This is a genomic window from Streptomyces sp. NRRL F-2580, from assembly GCF_000720115.1.
Classification (GTDB): domain Bacteria; phylum Actinomycetota; class Actinomycetes; order Streptomycetales; family Streptomycetaceae; genus Streptomyces.
The window spans coordinates 1-24,826 of the sequence record NZ_JOIR01000021.1; the positions used below are offsets into that span (position 1 = coordinate 1).

Here is a 24,826-nt window from a genome sequence, read left to right on the forward strand (position 1 = left end):
TCCCCATCATCTCCAACCTCACCGGACAACCCGCCACCACCGAACAACTCACCAACCCCGACTACTGGGTCCAACACCTCCGCCACACCGTCCGCTTCAGCGACGGCATCCAATACCTCCACAACCAGAACGTCACCACATACCTGGAGCTCGGCCCGGACGGCGTGCTCACCGCCATGACCCGGACGATCCTGACCTCCGGGGAGGCCGAGGCCCGGCAGGTGGTCACCGCGGTCCCGCTGCTGCGCAAGGGCCGTCCCGAGGGCGGGACCCTCGCGGCCGCGCTCGCCCAGGCCTACGTCCGCGGCGCGGACGTCGAGTGGCGCGGGTTCCTGCCCGGTGGCCGGGCCGTCGCCCTGCCCACCTACCCCTACCAGCGCGACAGCTACTGGCTGAGCGTTCCCGCCGCCCCCGTGGCGCCGAGGCCGGCCGGCGGGCACCCCCTGCTGGACCAGACGGTCGAACTCGCCGCGGGCCAGGGATGGTTGTTCACCGGCACGCTCGACGCGGACGCCGATCCGTGGCTGGCGGAGCACGCCATCCTGGGCCGGCCGCTGCTGCCGGGCGCGGCTGTCGCGGAGCTCGCCCTGTACGCGGCCCGGCGGGCGGGCGCGGCGCAGGTGGCCGAGCTCACCCTCGAACAGCCGCTGCCGCTGGACGAGCGCGTCACCGTCCAGCTGATGGTGGGTGCCCCCGGGACCGACGGGTCGCGCACCCTGGCGCTCCACTCGCGGCCCGAGGGGACGCCGGGCGCGGCATGGGTCCGGCACGCCTCCGGGCTGCTGGCCGACGAGGCTTCCGCAGCGCCGGGCGACCCGGCCGACCTGGCCGTCTGGCCGCCGCAGGGCGCCACCGAGATACCCGTCGGCGACCTCTACGCCCGCCTCGCCGAGCGCGGATACACGTACGGCCCCGCCTTCCAGGGCCTGCGGACCGTGTGGAGTCGCGGGAGCGACCTCTACGCGGAGGTGGTTCTCCCCGACAGCGCCACGGGCCCGCAGGGTGACGGCTTCGGTCTGCACCCGGCCGCCCTGGACGCGGCCCTGCACACCGCCCTCGTCGGAGCCGGTGCCGGAGACCGGCTGCTGGTGCCCTTCGCGTGGAGCGGTCTGACCCTGCGGGCGCCGGGCGCCACCGAACTGCTGGTCCGCCTGCGGCGGGGCACGGGCGACAGCTACTCGCTGCTGATCGCCGACCTGTCCGGTGACCCGGTGTTCACCGCCGAGGCGCTCGCCGTGCGCGAGCTGCGGGCGGACCCGGCGGCCGCCGCCGGACCGGTGCACGGGGCCGGCCTGTTCGGCCTGCACTGGTCCCCGCTGCGCGGGACCGCTCCCGTTCCGGCCGGCCCGTGGGCCGTCCTGGGCGACGCGGACTCCGCCGTCGTGGATGCCGTACGGGCCGCCGGCGTGGCCGTCCGGGCCTACCCCGGCCTGGACGGGCTGCAGGAAGCGGTCGACGGGGGCGCCCCGGTGCCGTCCGTGGTCGTGACGCCGGTGCCCGCGGTGCCGGCCGGGTCGGGCCGGGCCGTGCTCACGGCCCTGGCGCCGGCCCAGCGCTGGCTGGCCGACGAGCGGTTCGCGGACTCCCGGCTCGCCTTCCTCACCGAGGGCGCGGTCGCGGTGGCGGACACCGAGTACCCGGATCCCGCCCTGGCGGCGGTCTGGGGCCTGATCCGCTCCGCCCAGTCGGAGCAGCCCGGCCGGTTCGCCCTCGTCGACGCCGACGGGCGGCCCGAGTCCGTACGCGCTCTCGTGCCGGCCCTGGCCTCCCCGGAGCCGCAGCTCGCGGTGCGGGCGGGGCGGATCTCGGCGCCGGCCCTGCGCGTTCACCGGCCCGCCGTCACCGAGGACGCCCCGGCGGGCTTCGGAGCGGACAGCCACGTCCTGGTCACCGGTGGTCTGGGCACGCTGGGCCGGCTGTTGGCCCGGCACCTGGTGAAGCACCACGGGGTACGGCGGCTGCTCCTGACCGGCCGCCGCGGTGCGGCGACCCCGGGTGCGGAGGAGTTCACGGCCGAACTGGCCGCGCTGGGCGCGGAGGTGACCGTGGCCGCCTGCGACACCGGCGACCGCGCCGCCGTGGCCGCCCTGCTGGCCTCCGTACCGGCGGGCCGGCCGCTGACGGCGGTGGTCCACGCCGCGGGCGTGAGCGACGACTCCGTCCTCGCGGGACTCACCCCGGAGCGGATGGAAGGGGTGCTGCGGCCCAAGGCCGACGCCGCCCTCCACCTGCACGAGCTGACCCGGGACCTGGAGCTGTCGGCCTTCGTCCTCTTCTCCTCGCTCGCGGGCACCCTGGGTTCCGCGGGACAGGGCAACTACGCGGCGGCCAACGCGTTCCTGGACGCCCTGGCCCAGCGGCGCCGCGCCGCCGGGCTGCCGGCCCTGTCCCTGGTCTGGGGTCTGTGGGCGCAGGAGAGCACGCTGACCGGCGACCTCGGCGCGGCGGACCTGAAGCGCCTGGCCCGCTCCGGGATCGGGGCGCTGTCCGCCGAGGAGGGTCTGGCCCTGTTCGACGCGGGCGTGGAATCCGGCGCCGCGGTCCTGACCGCCGCCCACCTCGACCTGCGGACGGCGGATCCGGAGGCGGTCGCGGTGCTGCTGCGGGGGCTGGCTCCGGCCCGGCGCGGTGGTACGGGCGGTGCTCCCGCGGCCCCGGACACGGCGGCCGACCTGCGCGAGCGGCTGGCCCGGGCGCCCCGGCGCGAGCACCGTCACCTCCTGCTCGAGGCGGTACGGGTCGAAGTGGCGGCCGTACTGGGCCATGCGAGCCGTGACAAGGTGCCGGCCGACGGCCGGTTCCAGGACCTGGGCTTCGACTCCCTGACCGCGGTCGAGCTGCGCAACCGCCTGACGGCCGCGACCGGCGTCAAGCTGCCGCCCACGCTCATCTTCGACCACCCGACCCCGGGTGCCCTCGCGGACCGGCTGCGGGCCGCGCTCGTACCCGACGTGCCGACGCGGGACACCCCCGAGGACGCCGCGAACGGCGCCGCCGGTACCGACGGCGCCGGCCTGCCGGACGGCGGGAGCGCGCTCGACACGATGAGCGCCGACGACTTGGTCCGCCTGGCCCTGGGCGAGGGCTGACCCCCCGCCCGGGCCCCGGCCCCGGACCCGTTCCGGACCCCCGACCCAGACACCAGACCCACACCCAGCCCCCCCACGGGGCCCCCAACAGGGAAGTACGGAGAGAACAGGATGGCTTCCACAACCCAACAGCAGGTCGTCGAGGCGTTGCGGACCGCGCTGAAGGAGAACGAGCGGCTCAAGGCCGACCACGCCCGCCTCGTGGAACGCGAGCACGAGCCGATCGCGATCGTGGGCATGGCCTGCCGCTACCCGGGTGGCGTCCGTTCCCCACAGGACCTGTGGCGACTGGCCACCGACGAGGTGGACGCCGTCGGGCCGTTCCCCGCCGACCGCGGCTGGGACCTGGCGGGCCTGTACGACCCCGACCCGGACCGGCCGCACACCTCGTACGCCCGGGAGGGCGGATTCCTGTACGAGGCGGCGCAGTTCGACGCCGAGTTCTTCGGGGTCTCGCCGCGCGAGGCGCACAGCATCGACCCGCAGCAGCGCCTGCTGCTGGAGACGGCGTGGGAGGCCTTCGAGCACGCGGGCATCGACCCGGCCGCGCTGCGGGGCAGCCGCACGGGCGTGTTCGTCGGCACCATGTACGCCGACTACATGAACCGGTTCTCCCCCGCCCCGGAGGAGTACGAGGGCTTCCTGAGCGTCGGCGGCGCCGGCAGCGTGGCCTCCGGGCGGCTGTCCTACACCTTCGGACTGGAGGGTCCGGCCCTCACCGTCGACACGGCCTGCTCCTCCTCCCTCGTGGCGCTGCACCTGGCCTGTGCCTCGCTGCGGCGCGGGGAGTCCACGATGGCGCTGGTCGGCGGTGCCACGGTGATGGCGACGCCGATGCCGTTCGTGGAGTTCAGCCGGCAGCGCGGGCTCGCCGCCGACGGCCGCTGCAAGGCCTTCTCGGCCGCCGCGGACGGCACCGGCTGGGCCGAGGGCGCCGGTCTGCTGCTGGTCGAACGGCTCTCCGACGCCCGCCGCAACGGACACCGCGTCCTGGCCGTGGTCCGTGGTTCGGCCGTCAACCAGGACGGCGCCAGCAACGGGCTGACCGCCCCCAGCGGCCCCGCGCAGGAGCAGCTGATCCGCCAGGCCCTGGCCGCCGCCGGCCTCACCGCCGCCGACGTCGACGCGGTGGAGGCGCACGGAACGGGCACCTCGCTGGGCGACCCGATCGAGGCGCAGGCGCTGCTGGCCACCTACGGCAGCGGGCGTCCGGCGGACCGGCCGCTCCACCTGGGCTCCCTGAAGTCGAACATCGGCCACACCCAGGCCGCGGCCGGGGTCGGCGGCGTCATCAAGATGGCGATGGCGCTGCGCGAGGGGGTGCTGCCGCGGACCCTGCACGTGGACGAGGCCACCCCGCACGTGGACTGGTCGAGCGGCGCCGTCTCCCTGCTGACCGAGACGATCCCGTGGCCCGAGCGGGGCGGGCGGCCGCGCCGGGCCGCGGTGTCCTCCTTCGGGATCAGCGGTACCAACGCGCACGTCATCCTGGAGCAGGCGCCCGCGCCGGAGCCGGCCGCCGCCGGGGAGCCGGCCGCGCTGCCGGCCGTACCGGTGGTGCTGTCGGCGGCCGGGGAGCCCGCGCTGCGCGCGCAGGCCGACCGGCTGTACCGGCACCTGACCGAGGCCGACGGCGACGCGCTGGCGGACGTGGGCTTCTCCCTGGCCACCACCCGCGGCCACCTCCCGCACCGGGCGGTGCTGCTCGCCGAGGACCGCGACGAACTGCTCGACGGGCTGCGCGCGCTGGCCGACGGGGTGCCGGGGCCGGACGTGGTCCGCGCGACGGCCGGGGAGGGCCGCACCGCCTTCCTCTTCGCCGGTCAGGGCTCCCAGCGCGCCCGGATGGGCCAGGAACTGTACGAGGCCTTCCCGGTGTTCGCGGCGGCCTTCGACGGGGTGTGCGCCGCCCTGGAACCGCACCTGGAGCAGCCCCTGCGGGATGTGGTCCTCGCGGCCGAGGACAGCCCCGAGGGCGGACTGCTGAACCGGACGCGGTACACGCAGCCGGCGCTCTTCGCCTTCGAGGTGGCCCTGTTCCGCCTCCTGGAGTCGTGGGGCATCCGGCCCGACGCCGTCCTCGGGCACTCCGTCGGCGCCCTCGCGGCCGTCCACACCTCGGGCGCCCTCTCGCTGGCGGACGCCGCCGAGCTGGCCGCCGTACGCGGCCGGATCATGCAGCAACTCCCCTCCGGCGGGGCGATGGTGGCCCTGCGCGCCTCCGAGGAGCAGGCGACGGCCCTGCTCGCGGGGCACGAGGAGCTCGTCTCGCTCGCCGCGGTGAACGGCCCGGCCGCCACGGTGCTCTCGGGTGACCGGGAGGCCCTGGCCGCCGTGGTCGCGGACTTCGAGGCGGCCGGCGGGAAGGCGACCTGGCTGCGCGTCAGCCACGCCTTCCACTCGCCGCTGATGGAGCCGGCGATGGCGGAGCTGCGGGCCGTGGTCGCCCGCCTGGACTTCCAGGAGCCGCAGCTCTCCTTCGTCTCCGACCTGACCGGCCGGCCCGTGGGCGCGGACGAGCTCGCCGACCCGGAGTACTGGGTCCGGCACGCGCGCCGCGCCGTCCGCTTCCAGGACGGCGTCGGCGCTCTCGCGGAGCTGGGCTGCACCCGCTTCGTGGAGGTGGGGCCGGGCACCGACCTCACCTCGATGGCCGCCGACTGCCTGGAGGAGGCGGACCGGGGCCGCTCCGGCGCCCGCACGCTCATCCCCTCGCTGCGGCGGCGCCTGCCGGAGGTGACCTCGCTGCTCACGGCGGTCGCGCGGATGCACGCCTGCGGCGGTGACGTCGACTGGGCCGCCGTGTTCGCGGGCCGCGGGGCGCGCCGGGTGGAGCTGCCCACGTACGCCTTCCAGCACCGGCCGTACTGGATCGACCTGCCGGCCGGGTCCGGGGACGTGAGCTCCGCCGGGCTCACCGCCGTCGGCCACCCGCTGCTGACGGCCTCCACCGAACTGCCCGACAGCGGCGGCCTGCTGCTGACCGGCCGGCTCTCCCTGGCACGCCACCCGTGGCTGGCCGACCACCGCGTCGGCGGCCGGGTGCTGCTGCCGGGCACCGCGCTGCTGGACCTGGTGACGTGCGCCGCCCGCGAGGCGGGCTGCGGCCTCGTCGAGGAGCTCGTCCTGGAGGCGCCGCTGGTGGTGCCGGAGGAGGGGGAGGTCCGGCTGCGGGTGTCCCTGGCCGCCGCTGACGCCTCCGGCAGCCGGGCCGTCGCCGTCCACTCCCGTCCCGGGGGCGACGCCGACGGGCAGGGCTGGTCCCGCAACGCCCAGGGCTCGGTCCTCGCCGACGGCTCCGCACCGGCGCCGGAGCAGGCCGCGGACCTGGCCGCGCAGTGGCCGCCGCGGGGGGCCGAGCCGGTCTCCGTACCGGTGGCCGGGCTCTACGCCGCCCTCGGCGCCAAGGGCCTCGCCTACGGGCCCGTCTTCCGCGGCGTGCGCGCCGTGTGGCGGCGCGGGCGGGAGGTCTTCGCCGAGGTGGCGCTCCCGGGTGAACGGCCCGGCGCCGACGGGTACGGGCTGCACCCGGCGCTGCTCGACGCGGCCCTGCACCCGATCGCCCTCGGCGGCCTGATCGACGGGGGCGAAGGCGCCGGCACCGGCGCCGACGAGCGGACGTTCCTGCCGTACGCCTGGTCCGGTGTCCGCACGCACGGCCCCGCCGGCACGGTCCTGCGGGTCCGGCTCGCACCGTCCGGCGCGAACGCGGTGGGCATCGACGTCGCGGACGGCTCGGGCCGCCCGGTCGCCTCGATCGGCTCGCTGGCCCTGCGTCCGCTCCCGGCGGAGGCCCTGCCCGCCCACGACGCACCGGGCGACGGACTGCTGTTGCCCACGTGGGAGGAGCTGCCCGAACTGCCGCCCGCCCCCGCGACGCACCGCTGGGCACTGCTCGGTGCGTACGAAGGCGACGGCGAGGGCTCCTCCCTGCGCCTCGGCGCGGCCCTGTCCGGCCTGCCGGCCCTGACCGACGCGCTCTCCGCGGGCGCCGAGGCCCCCGCGCTGCTCGTCCTGCCCTGCCCGCCCTCCGCGGGCGGCGGCGCGCCGGACGCCGGCGCCGGGGCGGCCGTCCGCACGGCCCTGCACCAGGTCCTCGACGCGGTACGGCTCCTCGCGGAGGACGAGCGGCTGGCCGGTACCCGCCTGGCGGTCCTCACCCGGGGCGCCGTCACCCTGGGCGGCGAACAGCACCCCGGGCAGCTCGCCCACCGTGCGGTGTGGGGCCTGCTGCGCTCCGCGCAGGCCGAACACCCCGACCGGTTCACGGTCCTCGACGAGGACGGCACCCCCGCCTCCCGGCGGGCCGTGACGGCCGCGCTCGCCACGGGTGAGCCGCAGCTCGCCCTGCGCGGCGGCACCGCCTACCGTCCCTCGCTCGCCGAGCAGGACGCGGACACGGAGCTGCGGCCGCCCGCCGACACGCCGCACTGGCACCTCGACTACGTGGCCAAGGGGACCTTCGCGAACCTCGCCCTCAAACCCTGGCCGGAGGCGGCCGCCCCGCTGGAGGAGGGCCAGGTGCGGATCCGGATGCGGGTCGCCGGCCTGAACTTCCGCGACGTCCTGCTCTCCCTCGGGGTGATCCCGCCGTCCGTGGACGGGCACGCGGGCGGTTCGGGGCAGGGCGGTGAGGGCGCGGGCACCGTCCTCGAAGTGGGTCCCGGGGTCACCGACCTGCGGCCCGGCGACCGGGTGATGGGCCTGTTCCACGGGATCGGCCCGACCTCGGTCACCGACCGCCGGTTCGTGTGCCGGATCCCGGAGGGCTGGTCATTCCGGCAGGCCGCGGCGGTTCCCGTCACCTACCTGACCGCCTACTACGGCCTGGTGGACCTGGCCGGCCTGCGCGCGGGCGAATCGGTGCTCGTGCACGCGGGAGCCGGCGGCGTCGGCACGGCGGCGATCCAGATCGCCCGCCACCTCGGCGCCGAGGTGTACTCCACGGCGAGCCCCGCCAAGTGGGACGCGTTGCGTGCGGCGGGGGTCCCGGACGGGCGCATCGCCTCCTCGCGCACCCTGGACTTCGAGAAGGCCTTCCTCGATGCCACCGGGGGCGACGGCGTCGACGTGGTGCTCAACTCCCTCGCCGGGGAGTTCGCGGACGCCTCGCTGCGGCTGCTGCCGCGCGGCGGACGGTTCCTGGAGATGGGCAAGACCGACCGGCGCGACGCCGCCGAGGTGGCCGGCACGCACCCCGGGGTGACGTACCGGACGTACGACGTCCGCGATCCCGGTCCGGACCGGATCCAGGAGATCTTCACCGACCTCCTCGGGCTGTTCGAGCGGGGCGCGCTCCAGGCACCGCCGGTGGCGGCCTGGGACCTGCGCCGGGCTCCCGACGCCTTCCGCCACCTGAGCGAGGCCCGGCACATCGGCAAGGTGGTGCTGGACCTGGCCGACGGGAACGAGCGCTGGGACACCGCCCGGGCGGTCCTGATCACCGGCGGTCTGGGCTGGCTGGGCCGGCTCGCCGCCCGCCACCTGGTGGCCGAGCACGGGATACGGCAGCTGGTCCTGATGGGCCGCGGGCTGCCCGGCGAGGACGCGGCCCGGGACATCGCCGGGCTGCGCGCCCTGGGCGCGGACGTCCGTACGGTGCCCTGCGACGCGGCCGACCGGGCCGCGCTGGCCTCGGCCCTCGACGGGCTGGCCGGCGACGGCGTCCGCATCGGCGGGGTCGTGCACGCGGCGGGGGTGCTGGACGACGGCCTGCTCACCTCGATGACCGCCGAGAGCCTGGAGCGGACCCTGCGTCCGAAGGTGGACGCGGCGCTCCACCTGCACGAGCTCACCGAGCCGCTCGGCCTCGACGCGTTCGTCGTCTTCTCCTCCCTCGCGGGAACGCTCAGCTCTCCCGGGCAGGCCGGCTACGCGGCCGGCAACGCCTTCCTCGACGGGCTGATGGAGTACCGGCGTTCGGTCGGCCGCCCCGGCGTCTCCGTCGTGTGGGGCCTGTGGGAGGGGGCCGGCGGCATGGGCGCCGGTCTGACCGACGCGGACGTCGCCCGCATGGCGCGGGTGGGCGTGGCTCCGCTCACCTCGGAGCTCGGGCTGGAACTGCTGGACGCCGCGGTCCGCCGCGACCGTCCGGTGGCGGTGGCGGCGCGGTGGGACCTCGACGGGCTGCGGGCCCGGATCGCGGAGGGCGCGGCGGTGCCGGCCCTGCTGCGGAGCCTGGTGCCCGCCCCGGCGCCCGCCGCGGGGGCGCGGTCCGCGCCCGGGACGGCGGCGGGGGCGGCGGCCGCCGAGGCCTCGCTGACCGGCGACCGCCTGCTGGACTGCGTGCTCCACGAGGTCGCGGCCGTCCTGGGGCACGCCTCCGGTGCGGCGGTGGACCGGGACGGGGCGTTCGAACGGCTGGGCTTCGACTCGCTCACGGCGGTGGAGCTGCGCAACCGGCTCGCCGTCGCCACGGGCGTCAAACTGCCCGCCACGTTCGTCTACGACTGGCCGACCCCGGCCGAACTGGTGGTCCACCTGCGGGAACTGCTCCCGGAGACGGCCGCCGAACCGGCCGCGGAAGCCTCCGCCGCACCGGCGGCGCAGCCCGCCGTGGGCGCGCCCGCCCCGGCGGACACGGCCGGCAACGGCGCCGGCGTCACCGTGGCGCTGCTCGCCGACATCGCCCGGCTGGAGGCCGCGGTCGCCGACCGGCCGCTGAGCGAGGCGCAGAGCGCCGTGGTCAGCGAGCGGCTGCGCGAGCTGCTGACCGAACTGGGTTCTATGAAGGAGGATCACTCCGCGTGGGCATGACCAATTCCCCGACGGCCGCGCCGGCTCCGCCGGCCGGCCGTGCCACCCGGTCGACCGGGCCCGCGAACGGGCCCGTCGACCCCTCCCGGTGGATCCGTACCTACCACGACCGGCCGTCCGCGACCGCCCGCCTCGTGTGCTTTCCGCACGCGGGCGGGGCCGCGAACGCCTTCGTGGCGCTGTCGGCCGCGCTGCCCGAGGACATCGAGCTGCTCGCCGTCCAGTACCCCGGCCGCCAGGACCGGCGCGCCGAACCCTGCGCCGAGGAGATCGGCGAGCTCGCCGCGGGCGTCGCCGGGGCCCTCGCCTCCCGCTCCGATCTGCCGGTGTTCCTCCTCGGTCACAGCATGGGGGCCCTCGTGGCCTTCGAGACGGCCCGGCTCCTGGAGGAACGCGGCCCCGTGGCCAGGCTGTTCGTCTCGGCGGCCCGGCCCCCCGCGCAGGACTGGGAGGAGCCCGACCTGACCGGCGTCGGCGACGAGGAGCTGGTCGCCGGGCTGCGGCGGCTCGGGGGCATCCCCGAACCGCTGCTGCGGGACCCGGAGATCCTCGGCGAGGTGCTGCGCCTGCTGCGCGCCGACCACCGGGCGCTGCTGCGCTACCGCTGCGCCGACGGGGCCGCCGTGGCAGCCCCGCTCACCGTGCTCCTGGCGGCGTCCGACCCGAAGAACTCCCTGGAGCAGATGGCCGACTGGGCCCGGCACGGCAGGAACGGGCACACCCTCGTGACGCTGTCCGGCGGGCACTTCTCGCTCGTCGAACGGCCCGGGGAGACCGGGCCGCTGCTCACCCACTGCGTCCGCCAGGACCTGGCACGGCTCGCCGCGGCGCCCCCGGCCGCGGAGCCGCAGGCGCCCGCCGCCCCGGCCGAGGAGCCCCTCGCCGACCTCGTACGGGAGATCCTGCTGGGCGGCCTCGAAGGCCGCACCCCGGCGCTGCCGACGGACCCGACGGCGCTGGAGGACGCGGCCCGCGCGGTGATGTCCCCCGAGGGCTTCGCGTACGTGGCGGGCACCGCCGGCTCCGGCGCGACCGGCCGGGCCAACCGCGCGGCCTTCGACCGCCACCGGCTGGTGCCGCGGATGCTTCGCGGCACCCGCCGGGCCGACACCTCGGTGACGCTGTTCGGGCAGCGGCTGCCCGTACCGGTCCTGCTGGCACCGCTGGCCGCGCAGCAAGTGGCCCACCCCGAGGGCGAGTCGGCCACGGCGCGGGCCGCCGCGGCGGCCGGTGTGCCGCTGGTGCTGTCGACCTTCGCCTCCCGCACGCTGGAGGAGGTGGCCGAGCAGGCGGGTGACCACCCGCGCTGGTTCCAGCTGTACCTGCCCTCGGACCGGGCGGTGGGCGAGTCGCTGGTGCGGCGTGCCGAGGCCGCCGGCTACACGGCCGTCGTGGTCACGGTCGACGCCACCCACCTGGGCTTCCGCCCGGCCGAACTCGACAGCGGGTACTCGCCGTTCCTGCGCGGCACCGGCATCGCCAACTTCACGGGCGACCCGGCGTTCCTTGCCGGGCTGCCGGCCGGGGCGGACGCCACCGCGGCCGTGCTGCGCTGGGCCCAGATCTCCACCGACCCCACCCTCACCTGGGCGGACCTGGCGTGGCTGCGCGGTCTGACCCGGCTGCCGTTGCTCGTCAAGGGCATCCTGCACCCGGACGACGCCCGGCTGGCGCTGGAGCACGGCGCGGACGGCGTGGTCGTCTCCACGCACGGCGGCCGCCAGCTCGACGGCAGCGTGTCCGCGCTGGACGCACTGCCCGCGGTGCGGGCGGCCGTCGGCCCGGACGTACCCGTGCTGATGGACTCCGGGATCCGGACCGGCAGCGACGTGGTCAAGGCCCTGGCCCTGGGCGCGGACGCCGTCCTCTACGGCAGGCCGTACGTGTACGGGCTCGGGCTCGGCGGCCGGGGCGGCGTCGAGCACGTGCTGCGCTGCCTGCTGACCGACCTCGGCCTGGCCCTGGCACTCACCGGCTGCGCCCGCCTCGCGGACGTCGGGCCGCACCTGCTCGCGGGCACCACCTCGGACACCCCCGGGCACGGGCCCGCGGAGAACGGAGATCGGCGATGAAGCGACCCTACGGCTCCGGCTCGGACCCGACGGGCTGGCTGCGCAGTTACCACCGGGCGCCGGCCGGAGCACCGACGCTGGTCGTCTTTCCGCACGCGGGCGGCTCCGCGACGGGGTACCACGGCCTGTCCGCGGCCCTGTCCGACAGCGCCGAGGTGCTCAACGTGCAGTACCCGGGCCGCCAGGACCGGCTGGGCGAGCGCTGCGTCGAGGACATCGGGGAGATGGCCGACCAGGTGGTCGAGGCCCTGCTCCCCCGTGTGCACCGGCCGCTCGCCCTGTTCGGGCACAGCCTGGGTTCGATCGTCGCGTACGAGGTGGCCCTGCGGCTGGAGCGCCTGCACCCGGACCGCGCGCCGATCGGTGTGATCGTCTCGGGCCGGCCGGCGGCCGCCATCCACCTGAGCCGGGGCCTGTCCCTCATGGCGGACGAGGACCTCGCCTCGTCCATCTTCGACCTGGCCGGCACCCCGCCGGAGCTGCTGGCCGACAAGGACCTGATGGCGGCGGTCCTGCCCTCCCTGCGGGCCGATTTCAAGGCCGCTGAGAGCTACCGGGGCGCCGTGGGCACCCGGCTCGCCTGCCCCCTGCACGCGTACTCCGGGGCGCAGGACTTCAACGTGCCGCGCGAGGGACTGCTGCGGTGGAGCGAGCACACGACGGCCGCCTTCACGGCGCGGTTCTTCGAGGGCGGTCACTTCTACCTCCAGTCCTCCGAGCACGAGGTGGTGCGGGCGATCGCGGACGACCTCCGCTCCTTCGCCGCCGCCTCCCTGGTGGGCAGCGGCCGCTGACCCGGCGGCCCGTACCCACCGCCGGCGGCTGGGCATTTTGATCACGACGGCCGGCTCAGATCCCTTTCCGTCAGTGCTCGGCGGCGTCGGCCGGGCCGGGAGTGTCGGGATTCCCGAGGGACAGGCACCACGGACATTCGTGGAGGTCGCTCGCGGCCCTCGCCGGACGGGGCGAGGACAGGGAGAAACCCGCCCTGTATTCGTCCTGAAGCACCCGGGGCGAGCATATTTTCGTCCGGGGCGGGACGACTGCGCCGGCCGTCCCCGCCTCGGCGAGGCGGCGTGTCACCCGCATCAGCGCTGCCCACACTGCGCTCGCCACCCGGACTGCGGCCAGCCGGACACGGCGCCGGGCAGCTGCCCGGGGGCCTCGATCGGATCGGTCACCGTAGGGGGCCATGCTCACGCAGCCCTTCTCGTAGCCGCACGCGGGTGGGACGGATAGACCTTGCTGCCGGAGGGCGCCCCGGGGAAGGGTGGCAGCCCCTTGCGAATTGCCGACCAGAGACCCCCTCAGAAGTAGAAGGATGATATTTCTTTTATTCTTGACGCTGCTCGACATTCCTCCGAATACGTAGCACGGAAGTGCGTCGAACGGGAATTAGACAGGCCGTGGCAATTTAGCGTGCTTTCATATCGCGGCGAGCCAACAATGTACGGATTGCCGGGGTTTTATGCGACCGGCCGCGTTGCGGATTGCCGGGGTTTTTGAGATATTCAGCGATATTGGCCATACGTCCGAACAGGTGCGCCCCATCGGGAGCGCCGGCTCGACGGGCGACCTGCCGGTGTGCGGAATCGCGCGGCACTCCGGCCGGGATCACCTGGCGGGCCCGGCTCGACGGCTGGGGTCATTCGGCGAGTGGAGTCGGCCGGCGGCGGGGAGGGGCACCGCCGTAGAGGCCGCGCGGGAAGGGTGGCCGACACGATTCGTGGACGATCGGGAACGGATCCTCGCCCACGCAGGCCGAGACGCCTGCGGGCCCCTCTCCCGGTTGCACCGGTGCCGCGACTTCCCGGCGAGACAGCCGGATGGCGTCCACATGACGGGACAGGACGTGCTTGAAGCGTTGGTGGCGCTTGAGTTCAAGGGCGTCCACGTGCCACAGACGGCCAGTGCCCGATGACGTCAACGCAGTGCAACCTGTGCCTGCTGCGGCAGAGATCAGCACGATCCACAGGAGGATGTCTCCCACGACTGGTCCTTTCGAAGGCTGATGATGCAAGGGAAGGGGCACACGCGACCGGAGCCCCGGCGATCGTGGGGCATAACGCAGGGGCATATGCAGAGTTGCGCCCTCCCTGCCGATTGCAGCCATGCGCAGCAATCGGCCCAGCCTTGGCATCTCAGTCTTTCAACTGATGATCAGTCGGCGATCGGGGCGGCCGGACGAGAGGGCCGCAGCCGCCGCAGCCGGCCCTGCGGGCCCGGGGCCGACGGGCTGCGTGCGCACCGGGCTCAGCGGTGGGGATGAAGACACGCCGGACACGCCGTCCTTGAGCTGCGGCGCGGCGGCGCGGCAGGGCGTGGCTACCGAACTCGCGTGGTGTGTGCAGAACGATAAACGGCAGGAAACAGCTGTTCATTTGCGACCATCACCCGGATGGCGCACACCCTGACCAACGCCGTTAGCGTTTATGGAATATGACAACAGCAAAGCTCCCCGTCTTCTTCCGCAAGCCTGCGGAAGGAGACGGACGGGGAGGCAGCTTTCACGCCGGGGCCACCCGGATCGGAAAGTGGACTTTCACCCCACGCGCAACAGGATGCAGCGAGGCCAGGAACGCAACACTCGAACACGAGAGCCTGGAGATCGTTCTGAGCTACTCGTCCTCGATCTTTGAGGACTTCCTCCATACGATGAGCGTGCTCCAGGTCGAGTTCGACCGGAGGTCGGGAAGCACCGCACCGTCCACGGCGCCTGTCGCCGAGCACTCGGGCGGCCACTCCTGTGTTTGAGCCGTACGGATACCCAGACATCCACGGCTTGCACCCTCAGCCGGACACCCCCGCGTTCTGGGGCCGGCCGGACCACGTACAGCAGCACTGTCCCGGGCAACCGCTCGGCGGGCCCGGTGCGCCGGACCGGCCGTGGGACCCTGCGGAAGAGCTCGCCATCCTTCTCCAGGAGAGCGCGCTGCCCGGGCAGCCGGAGCCCTTCAGCCGCGTCGGCTTCGACGACGCCGGTGACACGGTCGGCGCCCTCGGCCTCGTAGCGGGGCTGAAGCACACGCCTGCCGGGCGGCCGCCCAAGCAGGTCTCCAGCGGGCACCGCCGGAGCCCGTCGAAGTCGCCGGTCGGGACCCTGCTGCGAACGGGCAGCCTGTTCACCGCCTTGCTGGTCGCCGTCATCGCCGCCGTGGTGAGCATCCTCAGTGGGCTGGCCATCTGTGACGCCCTGCGCCACAGCGCCGGACTCCACACGGCCCGCGAAGTGGTCGGCTGGTGGCCCCTGCTGATCTACGGCCCCTGGATGGTCGCCTCCCTGTCCATCCTCAGATCCGCGCTGCACCAGCGCCGCGCGCTGCATTCGTGGTCCATCGTGCTGCTGTTCTCCACCCTGGCCACGCTTCTGTGCGTGGCCCAGGCGCCCAGAACGATCGCTGCCGGGACCTCGTCCGCACTTCCCGCGGTGGCGGCGCTGGCCTGCTTCCAGCAGCTGGTCCGCCAGATCACACTCACGCGCCCGCCCCGCCAAGCCGCGCCGCGGCACCGGACCCCGCCCGCCTCGGTGCTCGGGCAGGCGGCCACGGCCGCGCGCGGCCAGGAGGGTGTCCCTCCCCGCTACTCCGTGGCGGAGGAGGCCGTCCGCTCTCCGTCCAGCGGTCGTGGATTCGGGTACGGTCCATGACGGCCGTACGCCTGCGGCGGTGTCATCTGCACCGCAGGCCCGAGCTACGGTCCTCGGCTTGGACAGTGGGTCGCGGGGTTCGCGGGTCGTGTGCTCGGCGCGGGTCGGTGAGCTCCCGCGAGACGGGAGCCGACGGACCGCGACGCGAGAGGGCCGGGCATTCCGTGGGCGGCGACCGCGAAGAGCGGGGGCAGTGACAGCCGCTAACTTCCTTGACAACCCGCTCCTTCCCCACGCCTCACAAAAGTGTTCGCCTGCACCTTTGAAACGAAGATCGAAACCGATAGTCACGGGCCGTGCACAGACTCAGCCCGACGGTCTGTGGCCTTGTCCCCTCACATCGCGGCCTGGGCCCGGACCCGTTCCCCGCTACAGGTCGCACCACATCGCGCCCCGGCCATCCGGTGGCTGCGGCACATCCGAACGACGCACCGCCGGGCAGGGCCACGCCCGGAAAAAACGGACGCCGGCCGCTGCCGTCGGCATCCACGACACGCTCCGGCGCGTCACCTCCCACGTCTACCACGAGAGATCACAAGCATGGCGTACGAAATGTCCCACGCCGAACGAACCAGGTACAAGCGGCGCCAGGATTCCGCCTACCAGGCCGGCGAAGAGGCCGTCACCAACCTCCGGGCGGCGCTCGCGCTCGCGGACCTGACCCTTCCCTCCCTGTGCAACGACGGGCCGGTGGCCGGCCACGGTTTCGTACGGCTCGGAGGCTGCAACGCGGCCTTCGCCAACCGGCTCGCCGAGGTCATCGCCGCAGGGGCCGACGCCCTGCAGTGTCAACGGTGAACAGCCGCACGGCAATCGTCGTCAACGTGTCACGCCCGCATCGGGAGCGGTGCAAGGGTGACGGCTGCCCGGCAGGACGGGGCCCTGTCGTGCCGGGGGGCGGTGCCCCGCCACTGCTTCAAGCGGTTGGAGCACCGTTCCGCGATGTTCCGGACGGCCATCAGGCCGAGCGTTCGCCGGTGAGGCGGACCTTCAGGGTGGCGTGTCCGTTGGCGAAGTTGGAGAAGAGCCGGGTGGGCGGGGCGAGCAGCTCGATGTCGGCCACCCGGGAGCGCAGCGACTCCAGCATGGAGATCATGTGGACCCGGCCCAGGTAGGCGCCGAGGCAGAAGTGCGGTCCGTGGCCGAAGCTGACGTGCTTGTTGGGGGTGCGCCCCAGGTCGAAGGTGTAGGGGTCGGCGAAGGCGTCCTCGTCGAAGTTGGCCGAGCTGTTCCACAGGGTGACGATCTCACCGGCCTTGACGACGTGGTCGCGGATCGGGATGTCCACCAGGGCGTGCCGGCCGAAGTGCATGGTCGGCGTGGTCCACCGCATGACCTCCTCGGTGGCGCTCTCCAGGGTGACCTCCGCGTTCTTCAGCCGGCGCCACTGGTCCTCGTACTGGCTGAAGGCGTGGACGATGCCGGAGGCGGTGGCCCGGCTGGACTCGTCGCCGCCCAGGATGAGGCTGTACGCGTTGTAGATGATCTCCTCCTCGCTGAGCGGCTCGCCGTCGATCGTGGCGGTGGCCAGCGTGCTGAGGACGTCCTCGCCGGGGTTGCGGCGGCGCTCGGCCATCAGTCCGGAGATGTAGAGCACGATCTCGTTGCGCGCCATCAGCGAGACCTCTTCGCCGTCGTCGGCGCTGTACCGGGAGAGGGTCTGGGCGTTCCAGTCCACGAGCTGCTCGCGGTCCTCGGCGGGGATGCCCATGAGGTCGCCGATGCTGTGGATGGGGATCCGGTCGGCGACCGCGGTGACGAAGTCGACCTCGCCCGCCTCGACGGCCTCGGAGATCAGCTGGTCGGTGAGCTGCTGGACGTTCTGCACGACCGGGGCCAGGACGCGCGGCGAGAAGGACTTCATCATCAGGTTGCGGATCTCGCGGTGGCGCGGGCCGTCGGTGACGGCGAGCATCTTGCCCGCGGCGGAGTCCTCGCCGAGCAGCAGGGTGCTGAGCACGTTGCCCTGCTCTGAGGTGTACCGCTTGTTGTCACGGTAGGCGGTCATGATGTCGTCGTACTTGGCGAGGACCCAGAATCCGGGCTTGCCGTCCCGTGCCGGGTGCCAGAACACCGGGTTGTGGGCGCGGAAGGGCCGCCACAGCTGGTGCGGGTCGTTGTCCTCGAAGGTCTGCGGGTCGGTGAGGTCGTAGGCGGCCGGATCGGCCAGGTCCTTCGGGTCCGCGAGCTCGGCCGCCGGCAGGGTGGGGGCAGTCATGGGTGTGTCTCCTCCAGGGCCGCGGACCCGGAGGTCCGCGGCGCGGTCGTGGTCGTCTGCGGAGGTGGGCGGGGGCGGGGGCCTCAGGCGGCTTCCGCCGCCACCGCGGTGGTCGCGAGTTCGGCGATGGTCTGCTTGCGGAACACGTCCTTGGCGGAGATCACCAGCCCGGCCTTCTTCGCCCGGGCGACCACCCTGATGCCGAGGATGGAGTCCCCGCCCAGCTCGTAGAAGTTGTCGGTGACTCCGACGGCCGGGATGCCGAGCACGTCGGACCAGATCTGGGCGAGCAGCCGCTCCGTGCCCGTACGGGGCTCCAGGGCGCCCGCGGGGGCGGTGGCGTGCTCCGGGGCGGGCAGGGCTTTGCGGTCGACCTTGCCGCTCGGGGTGAGCGGGAAGGTCTCCAGGCACACGACGGCGGAGGGCACCATGTGGACGGGCAGCCGGGCGGAGACGAACTCCCGCAGCTCTGCCGGCTGCGGGTGGTGTCCCGCGGCGGCGGGGGTCACGTAGCCGACGAGGCGCTTGTGCTCGCCGTCGGCCAGGGCCAGGACCAGCGCCACCCCGACCTCGGGGTGCTGCTGGAGGACGAGTTCGATCTCGCCGGGCTCGATGCGGTAGCCGCGGACCTTGACCTGGTGGTCGGCCCGGCCCACGTACTCGATGACTCCCGCGCTGGTCCAGCGCACCAGGTCGCCGGTGCGGTACATCCGGTGGTCCGGGGCCTCGCCGTGCGGGTTGTCCAGGAAGCGGTCCGCGGTCAGCTCGGGCCGGTTGAGGTAGCCCTGGGCGACGCCCGGGCCGGCGATGAACAGTTCGCCGGCCACCCCGATCGGCGCCGGTCGCAGCCGCTCGTCGAGCACGTAGGCGGTGGTGTTGGCGACGGCGCGGCCGATCGGGACGGGCATGTTCTCGTCCGCCTCGCGGATGAGGTGCCAGGTGCCGAGGACGGCGGTCTCGGTGGGCCCGTAGAGGTTCACGAGCCGCTGCGGCGGCGCGGCCGCCAGTACCTCGGCCACGCGGACGGAGTTGGCCGCCTCGCCGCCGAAGAGCACCTGGCGCAGCGACCCGAAGGCGTACGGGTCGGCGGCGACGATCTGGTTGAAGACGGCGGTCGTCACGAACAGCGTCGTGACGCCGCCCCGGCGCAGTGCGGCGGTGAGCTCCGCCGGGTCCAGCAGCGTGTCCTTGTCGATGACGACCATCCGGCTGCCCGCCAGCAGGGGGCCCCAGATCTCGAGGGTGGCCGCGTCGAAGGTGACGTCCGAGCCCTGGGCCATGACGTCGTCCGGGCCCAGCGACACCCAGTCGGCGTTGCGGAACAGCCGGACGACGGAGCGGTGTCCGATCACGGCGCCCTTGGGCGTGCCGGTGGAGCCGGAGGTGTACATGATGTACGCGGGGTCGTCGGCGGTGACGCGGACGTCCGGGGCGTCGGCCGGCTGGGCGGCGATCGCCTCGTCCTGCTCGTCGAGGGAGATCATGCGCGTTCCGGCGGACGGCAGTTTGCCGGTGAGCCAGGACTCGGTGAGGCACAGCGGCACTTCGGCGTCGGAGAGCATGAAGCTCAGCCGGTCCCCGGGGTAGTCGGGGTTCAGCGGCAGGTAGGCGCAGCCGGCCTTCAGGACGCCGAGCAGCGCGGTGACGAGTTCGGGGCCGCGGGGCAGGCAGACGGCGATGAAGGTGCCGGGCCGGACCCCGTCGGCGACGAGCAAGTTGGCCAGCCGGTTCGCGCGGGCGTCCAGTTCGGCGTAGGTCAGCGTCTCCAGGCCGGCGCTGACGGCGACCGCGCCGGGGCGCAGGCGCGCCTGTTCGGCGACGAGCTCGTGGACGCAGCTGTCGGCGGGGAACTCGGCCCGGTTGACGGCCCATTCGGTGGTGAGGAGGCGCAGCTCCTCCTCGTCGGCGAGCGGCAGCTCCTCCACGATGGTGGCCGGGTCGGCCGCGGCGGCGTCGAGCAGCACCGACAGGTGGCGGGCGAGCACCTCCACGGTGACCGCGTCGAAGAGGGCGCTGTCGTACTCCAGCGTGCCGGCCAGCTCGCCCGTGCCGGTCTCGGCGAACTCCACGGTGATGTCGTACGCGGCGGGCACACCGGGCGCGGGGAAGGCCCGTACGCCGAGTCCCGGCGCCTGCACCGGCCCGGCCGCCCCGGCGGCGTCGCGCAGCACGACCATCACCTGGACGGCGGGCGTGTCGCCGGCGTCCTTGCCCTCACCCAGGGCGGTGCGGACCCGCTCGAAGGGCACGTCCTGGTGGGCGGCGGCCTCGGCGAGGGTGGCGCAGGTCTGCGCCAGCAGCTCGGTGAACGGCGCCTCGGAGCGTACGTGGGCGCGCAGCAGGAGCGGGTTGTCGAAGGCGCCGACCAGGCCGTCGAGCACCGGCTGGGGGCGGCCGTCCGCGAGGGTGCCCAGGGCCAGGTCCTCCTGGCCGGTGTGGCGGGAGAACAGCACCTGGCACGCGGCGAAGAGGCCGGCGAAGAGGGTGCCGCCGTGTGCCTCGGCGGCGGCGGCGAGGCCCTTGACGGCCCCGGCCGGTATCCGGAGCCCGTGGCGGGCGGCTGCCGCGCCACGGGCCCGGGAGCGGGGCCGGTCGGTGGGCAGCCGCAGGGCGGGCAGGCCGGCGAGGTGGCCGCGCCAGTGCTCCAGCTGTGCGGCGAGGTCGGCCTCGGTGACGCGTGCGCGCTGCTCGGCCGCGTACTGCGCGTACCGCACCGGGAGTTCGGGCAGCCCGGCGGGCCTCCCCGAGACGGCCGCCGCGTACAGCTCGGTCAGGTCCGCGACGAGGAGCGCCCGGGAGCGGGTGTCCACGGCGATGCGGTGGGCGCTCAGCACCAGCACGTGCTCGTCGGCGCGGAGGCGGACCAGGAGGGAGCGCAGCAGCGGGCCGGAGGCGAGGTCGTACGGCCTGGCGGCCAGTTCCGCGATGCGGGCTTCGAGCCGGGGCTCGCGCTCCGGTGCGGGCAGCGCCGCCAGATCCGCGGATTCCAGCTCCAGCGGCCCGGCCGGCCAGACCTTCTGCACGGGCCGGCCGCCGGCCTCGGCGAAGGTGGTGCGCAGGGGCTCGTGCCGGGCCGCCAGGAGCCGCAGGGCCCCGGTGAGTTCGGTGCGGTCGAGGGCGCCGGTCAGCCGGAGCGCGATGACCGGGTGGTGACCGTACGCCCCCTCCTGCCGGTGGGCGGACCGGATGAGCTCCTGCCCGAAGGTGAGCGGCAGCCGGTCGTTCCCGGTCGTCCCGTCGGTCATCCCTTCGTTCCTTTCATGTCCATCTCTTCCATCAGGTCGAGCAGTTCGGGGGTGACGAATTCGTCGATCGGGCAGACACCGGACAGCGTCGAGAAGTACCGGTCCGTCAGTTCACCGCTGGTGGCGATGGCGCGCAGCAGGTCCAGGTGGTGGGCGGGCGGGTCCAGCCGGGCCGTCTTGAGCGTGGCCCGGTACTCGGGCGTGAGGGCCTCCAACCGCTGTTCGGCGTAGGTGTCGAGGGCCGTCCGCAGCCGGTCGGGGTCGTGCAGGCCGTCGCCGATGCAGTCCGCGAGCAGCTGGGCCTGGTAGAAGCCGTCGGTGATCCCGCGCGCGGTGATCGAGTCCTTGTGGTGGGCGGCGTCGCCGACGAGCACCCAGCCGGGTCCGGCGGCCTGCCGGAAGAAGTTGCGCTGGTCGCCGGTGCCGTAGACGCGTTCCAGCCGGGCGCCGCCCGCCATTTCCTCCCGCAGTTCGGGGGCCGTCTTCTCCACGTTCGTGAGCAGGGCGTTGAGCGCGTCGCCGCGCACGCTGTGGAACTGGTCCTGGGGGAGGTATCCGGCGACGAGCGTGGCCCCGTCGTTGGTGGGTACGGTGCCGACCCAGTGCCCGGGGGTGTCGTACAGCCGGAAACCCGGCTGCAGGCCGGACCAGTAGGAGTAGTAGGCGCACGTCGAGGTCGGGTCCTCGACGACGAGCGGGGCGCCGGCCTTCGCGGCGACGGTGGAGCGCATGCCGTCGGCGCCGACGACGAGGGTGGCCCGCTCGACGGCGCCGGTGGAGCCGAGCCGGACGCCGACGACGCGGTCGCCGTCGAAGACGAGGTCGCTCACCGAGCAGTTCTCGCGGAACTCGACGCCCGCGTCGACGGCGCCCTGCGCGAGGATCGGGTCGAGGAGGTAGCGGCGGGGCGCGTAGGCGGCGCGCTGTCCGTCGGCCGGCCAGGAGCAGCCGTCGAGCCGGATGTCGCCGTGGGTGTAGCGGACGTTGTCGAGGGCGGGGGCGCCGGTGGCCACGACCGCGGGCAGCAGGCCCCACCGGGCGAGGGAGGCGACACCGGGCTGATGGATGTAGAGCGTGGAGAGGGTGTCCTTGGGGAAGGTGCCGCGCTCGACCATGAGCACCCGGTAGCCGGCGCGCGCGAGCAGCATCGCGGCCGGAGCCCCGGCGCACCGAGCGCCGACCACAATCACGTCGTAGTGGGTCAAAAGATGCTCCTTGTCCTGCGCCGGCCCCGGTGGCGGGCCTTGCGGGGATGCGTGGGGGGCGGGTACGGGGCCGGCGGCCCGGACCGGTCGGGTCCGGGCCGCCGACCGCGGCTAGTTCACCCGGATCGGCAGCTTCCAGACCCCGGTGAACTCCGGGGAGGTGAGGAAGGTCGGCTTGTCGTCCGGGTCCACCCGCAGCTTGGGGAAGCGGTCGAACAGGATGTTCATGGCGATCCGCCCCTCCAGCCGTGCGAGCGGGGCGCCGAGGCAGAAGTGGATGCCCCGGCCGAAGCCGATCTGCGGGTTGGGGGTGCGGGCCGGGTCGAAGACGTCCGGGTTCTCGAACACCCGGGCGTCCCGGTTGGCGGCCGAGAACCAGACCTCCAGCACGTCGCCCTCGGGCACCTTCACCCCGGCGATCTCCACGTCGCGCGTGGTGACCCGGTAGCCCGCGGCCAGCGGGCTCAGGTAGCGCAGCGACTCCTCCAGCAGGGTCGGCACCAGCGACCGGTCCGCCCGCACCCGTTCGTCGACGTCCGGGAAGGCGTCCAGGCACAGGATGGTGTTGCCCAGCAGCATCGTCGTGGTGATGTGGCCGGCCGAGATCAGCAGATTGGCGAAGTTGACGATCTGCCGGTCGGTCAGCCGCTCCCCGTCGACCTCCGCCTCGACGAGCCGGGACAGCAGGTCCTCCTGCGGCTCGGCGCGCCGCTGGGTGACGAGGTCGAGGATGTAGAAGCCCATCGCCACGGCCGCTTCGGCCTGGGTGTCGAGGGACTCCTCCTGCGCCTGGTCGCCCTGGTGCGTGGTGAGCTGGGTGCTCGCCATGAGCGACTGGTCGGCCCATTCCTTGAGGAGCTCGCGGTCCTCGCGGGGGATGCCGAGCATGTCGCAGATGACGATCACGGGCAGCGGGTAGGCCAGCGCCTCCGCGAGGTCGAAGGTGTCGCCCTTGACCTCGTCGAGCAGCTCGTGGGTGAGCGCGGTGATGCGCGATTCGAGCTCGGCCACCATCTTCAGGGTGAAGGTGCGCCCCACCAGCTTGCGCAGCTTTTGGTGCTCCGGCGGGTCCGCCTGGGTCAGGTTCCCATCGAAGGCCACGGCCGCCTGTTCCGGGCTGACGTAGCGCGCGGCCACCTCCGAGGAGTACGTGGCGGGATCGCTGAGGATCTCCAGCGTCTCCGGGTACCCGTAGACGTGCCACATCCCGACCTCGGGGTCGTACTCGATCGGTGCCTCGGGCTGGATCCCGCGCAGCCAGAAGTGCCGGGGATGCATCTCCCATTTGTCGAGGGGGCTGGTCGTGGTGCTCATCGGGGGTCTCCTTCGGTGGCCCGGTCACGGGCCGCAGAGTGGCGCCTCATCGGACGAGGAGCGGGAGCTCCGAGGTCGAGATGACGTGGGGCAGCGGCAGGAAGGTCGGCGGGTTGTCCGGGTCCGTCCGCATCTTCGGGAAGCGGTCCAGCAGGATGTCCGTCGCGATCCGGCCCTCCATCCGGGCCAGTGGGGCGCCGAGGCAGAAGTGGATGCCCCGGCCGAAGCCGATGTGCGGATTGGGGTCGCGGTACGGGTCGAACAGGTGCGGGCGGGTGAACTGGCGCTCGTCCCGGTTGGCCGCCGACAGCGAGATGGCGACCAGCTGCCCCGGGTGCACCGTGACGCCGGCGAGCTCGCCCTCGGCGACGCAGGCCTTGTAGGCCGTCGCGATCGGGCTCAGGTAGCGCAGCGACTCCTCGATCAGACCGGGGGTGAGGTCCGGGTTCCCGCGGACGGCGGCCAGGTGCTCCGGGTGGGCGTCCAGGCACAGGAGGGTGTTGCCGAGCAGTGCGCTGGTGGTGGCGTGGCCGACGACGAGCAGCTCGTTCGCGAAGTTCACCACCGCGTTGTCGCTCAGCCGCTCCCCGTCGACCTCCGCCTCGACCAGCTTGGTCAGCAGGTCCTCGCGCGGCTTGAGCCGGCGCTCGGCGGCGTGCTCCCGCAGGTACTGGAACATCTCCGGGACCACGCGCATGGCGGCCTGGGCGTCGACGTCCTCGTCCAGGTCGCGGTCGCCGGAGGTGAGGGCGACCGCGCTGTGGGCCATCCGGTCGACCCACGTCTTGAACAGGTCGCGGTCGCTCTGCGGTACGCCGAGCAGTTCGGAGATGACGATGATCGGCATCGGGTAGGCCAGGTCGTCGACCATCTCGATGCTGTCCTGGTCGGACACCTGGTCGAGCAGTTCGTGGGTGATCTCGACCATCCGCGGCTCCAGGGCCGCGACCATCCCGCGGGTGAACGCCTTGCTGATGATCTTGCGCAGCTTGGTGTGGTCCGGCGGGTCGGACTGCAGCAGGGTGCCGTCGCTGAACTCGGGGTCGATCTCCACGTCGCCCGCGATCAGTTCGGCGACGTCGCTGGAGTACGTCCCCGGATTGCCGACGACCTCCAGCACCTCCTTGTACCCGTACACGTTGACGATGCCGTAGTCGTTGACCTCGACCGGGTGCTCGGGCTTGTGGCCGCGCAGCCAGAAGAACTCCGGATTGATGCCCATGCGGTCGACGAAGGTCGCCGCTTCCCTCGCGTCCGCGCCGGCGGATGTCCCGGTCATGG

At 73.9% G+C, this 24,826-nt stretch carries 11 protein-coding genes; 6 read left to right on the forward strand and 5 right to left on the reverse strand.

The window, feature by feature from the left end:
* The 6 genes from IF88_RS0123110 to IF88_RS0123145 all read left to right on the forward strand — a co-directional run.
* Positions 1–3,089: type I polyketide synthase (locus IF88_RS0123110; RefSeq protein ID WP_037806757.1), on the forward strand; the 3,089-nt coding region annotated here is incomplete at its 5' end.
* A gap of 147 nt (positions 3,090–3,236) precedes the next feature.
* Positions 3,237–9,845 carry an SDR family NAD(P)-dependent oxidoreductase gene (locus IF88_RS0123115; protein ID WP_420710997.1) on the forward strand — a complete coding sequence of 2,203 codons (6,609 nt, stop codon included), beginning with the start codon at positions 3,237–3,239 and terminating at the stop codon, positions 9,843–9,845.
* Positions 9,842–11,917, forward strand: a complete 2,076-nt coding sequence (locus IF88_RS49375; RefSeq protein ID WP_324617205.1) for an alpha-hydroxy-acid oxidizing protein — start codon at positions 9,842–9,844, stop codon at positions 11,915–11,917. The genes IF88_RS0123115 and IF88_RS49375 overlap by 4 nt, the downstream gene beginning before the upstream one ends.
* Positions 11,914–12,711, forward strand: coding sequence for a thioesterase II family protein (locus IF88_RS0123125; RefSeq protein WP_030715678.1), 798 nt, complete (start codon positions 11,914–11,916; stop codon positions 12,709–12,711). The genes IF88_RS49375 and IF88_RS0123125 overlap by 4 nt, the downstream gene beginning before the upstream one ends.
* A 1,988-nt stretch (positions 12,712–14,699) precedes the next feature.
* Entirely contained in the window at positions 14,700–15,563 is an 864-nt protein-coding gene (locus IF88_RS0123140; RefSeq protein WP_234323659.1) for a hypothetical protein, read from the forward strand.
* Between the two features lie 540 nt (positions 15,564–16,103).
* A complete protein-coding gene (locus IF88_RS0123145) occupies positions 16,104–16,361 on the forward strand; it encodes a hypothetical protein (RefSeq protein WP_030715684.1) in 258 nt (85 codons plus the stop codon).
* Positions 16,362–16,521: 160 nt separating this feature from the next.
* On the opposite strand, the gene IF88_RS0123150 is transcribed toward IF88_RS0123145, so the two are convergent.
* From IF88_RS0123150 to IF88_RS0123170, 5 genes are all read right to left on the reverse strand, one after another.
* Positions 16,522–17,781, reverse strand: a complete 1,260-nt coding sequence (locus IF88_RS0123150) for a cytochrome P450 (RefSeq protein ID WP_078893067.1) — start codon at positions 17,779–17,781, stop codon at positions 16,522–16,524.
* Between the two features lie 83 nt (positions 17,782–17,864).
* Positions 17,865–21,026, reverse strand: coding sequence for a non-ribosomal peptide synthetase (locus IF88_RS0123155; RefSeq protein ID WP_051837399.1), 3,162 nt, complete (start codon positions 21,024–21,026; stop codon positions 17,865–17,867).
* Positions 21,023–22,231 carry an NAD(P)/FAD-dependent oxidoreductase gene (locus tag IF88_RS0123160; protein ID WP_030715691.1) on the reverse strand — a complete coding sequence of 403 codons (1,209 nt, stop codon included), beginning with the start codon at positions 22,229–22,231 and terminating at the stop codon, positions 21,023–21,025. The genes IF88_RS0123155 and IF88_RS0123160 overlap by 4 nt, the downstream gene beginning before the upstream one ends.
* Positions 22,232–22,342: 111 nt before the next feature.
* The gene (locus IF88_RS0123165; protein WP_051837401.1) at positions 22,343–23,545 is read right to left on the reverse strand and encodes a cytochrome P450; all 1,203 of its coding nucleotides are present in this window, start codon (positions 23,543–23,545) and stop codon (positions 22,343–22,345) included.
* A gap of 46 nt (positions 23,546–23,591) precedes the next feature.
* Positions 23,592–24,824: a cytochrome P450 gene (locus IF88_RS0123170; protein ID WP_199808120.1), complete on the reverse strand. Its 1,233-nt coding sequence runs from the start codon at positions 24,822–24,824 to the stop codon at positions 23,592–23,594.
* Between the last annotated feature and the right edge of the window lie 2 nt (positions 24,825–24,826).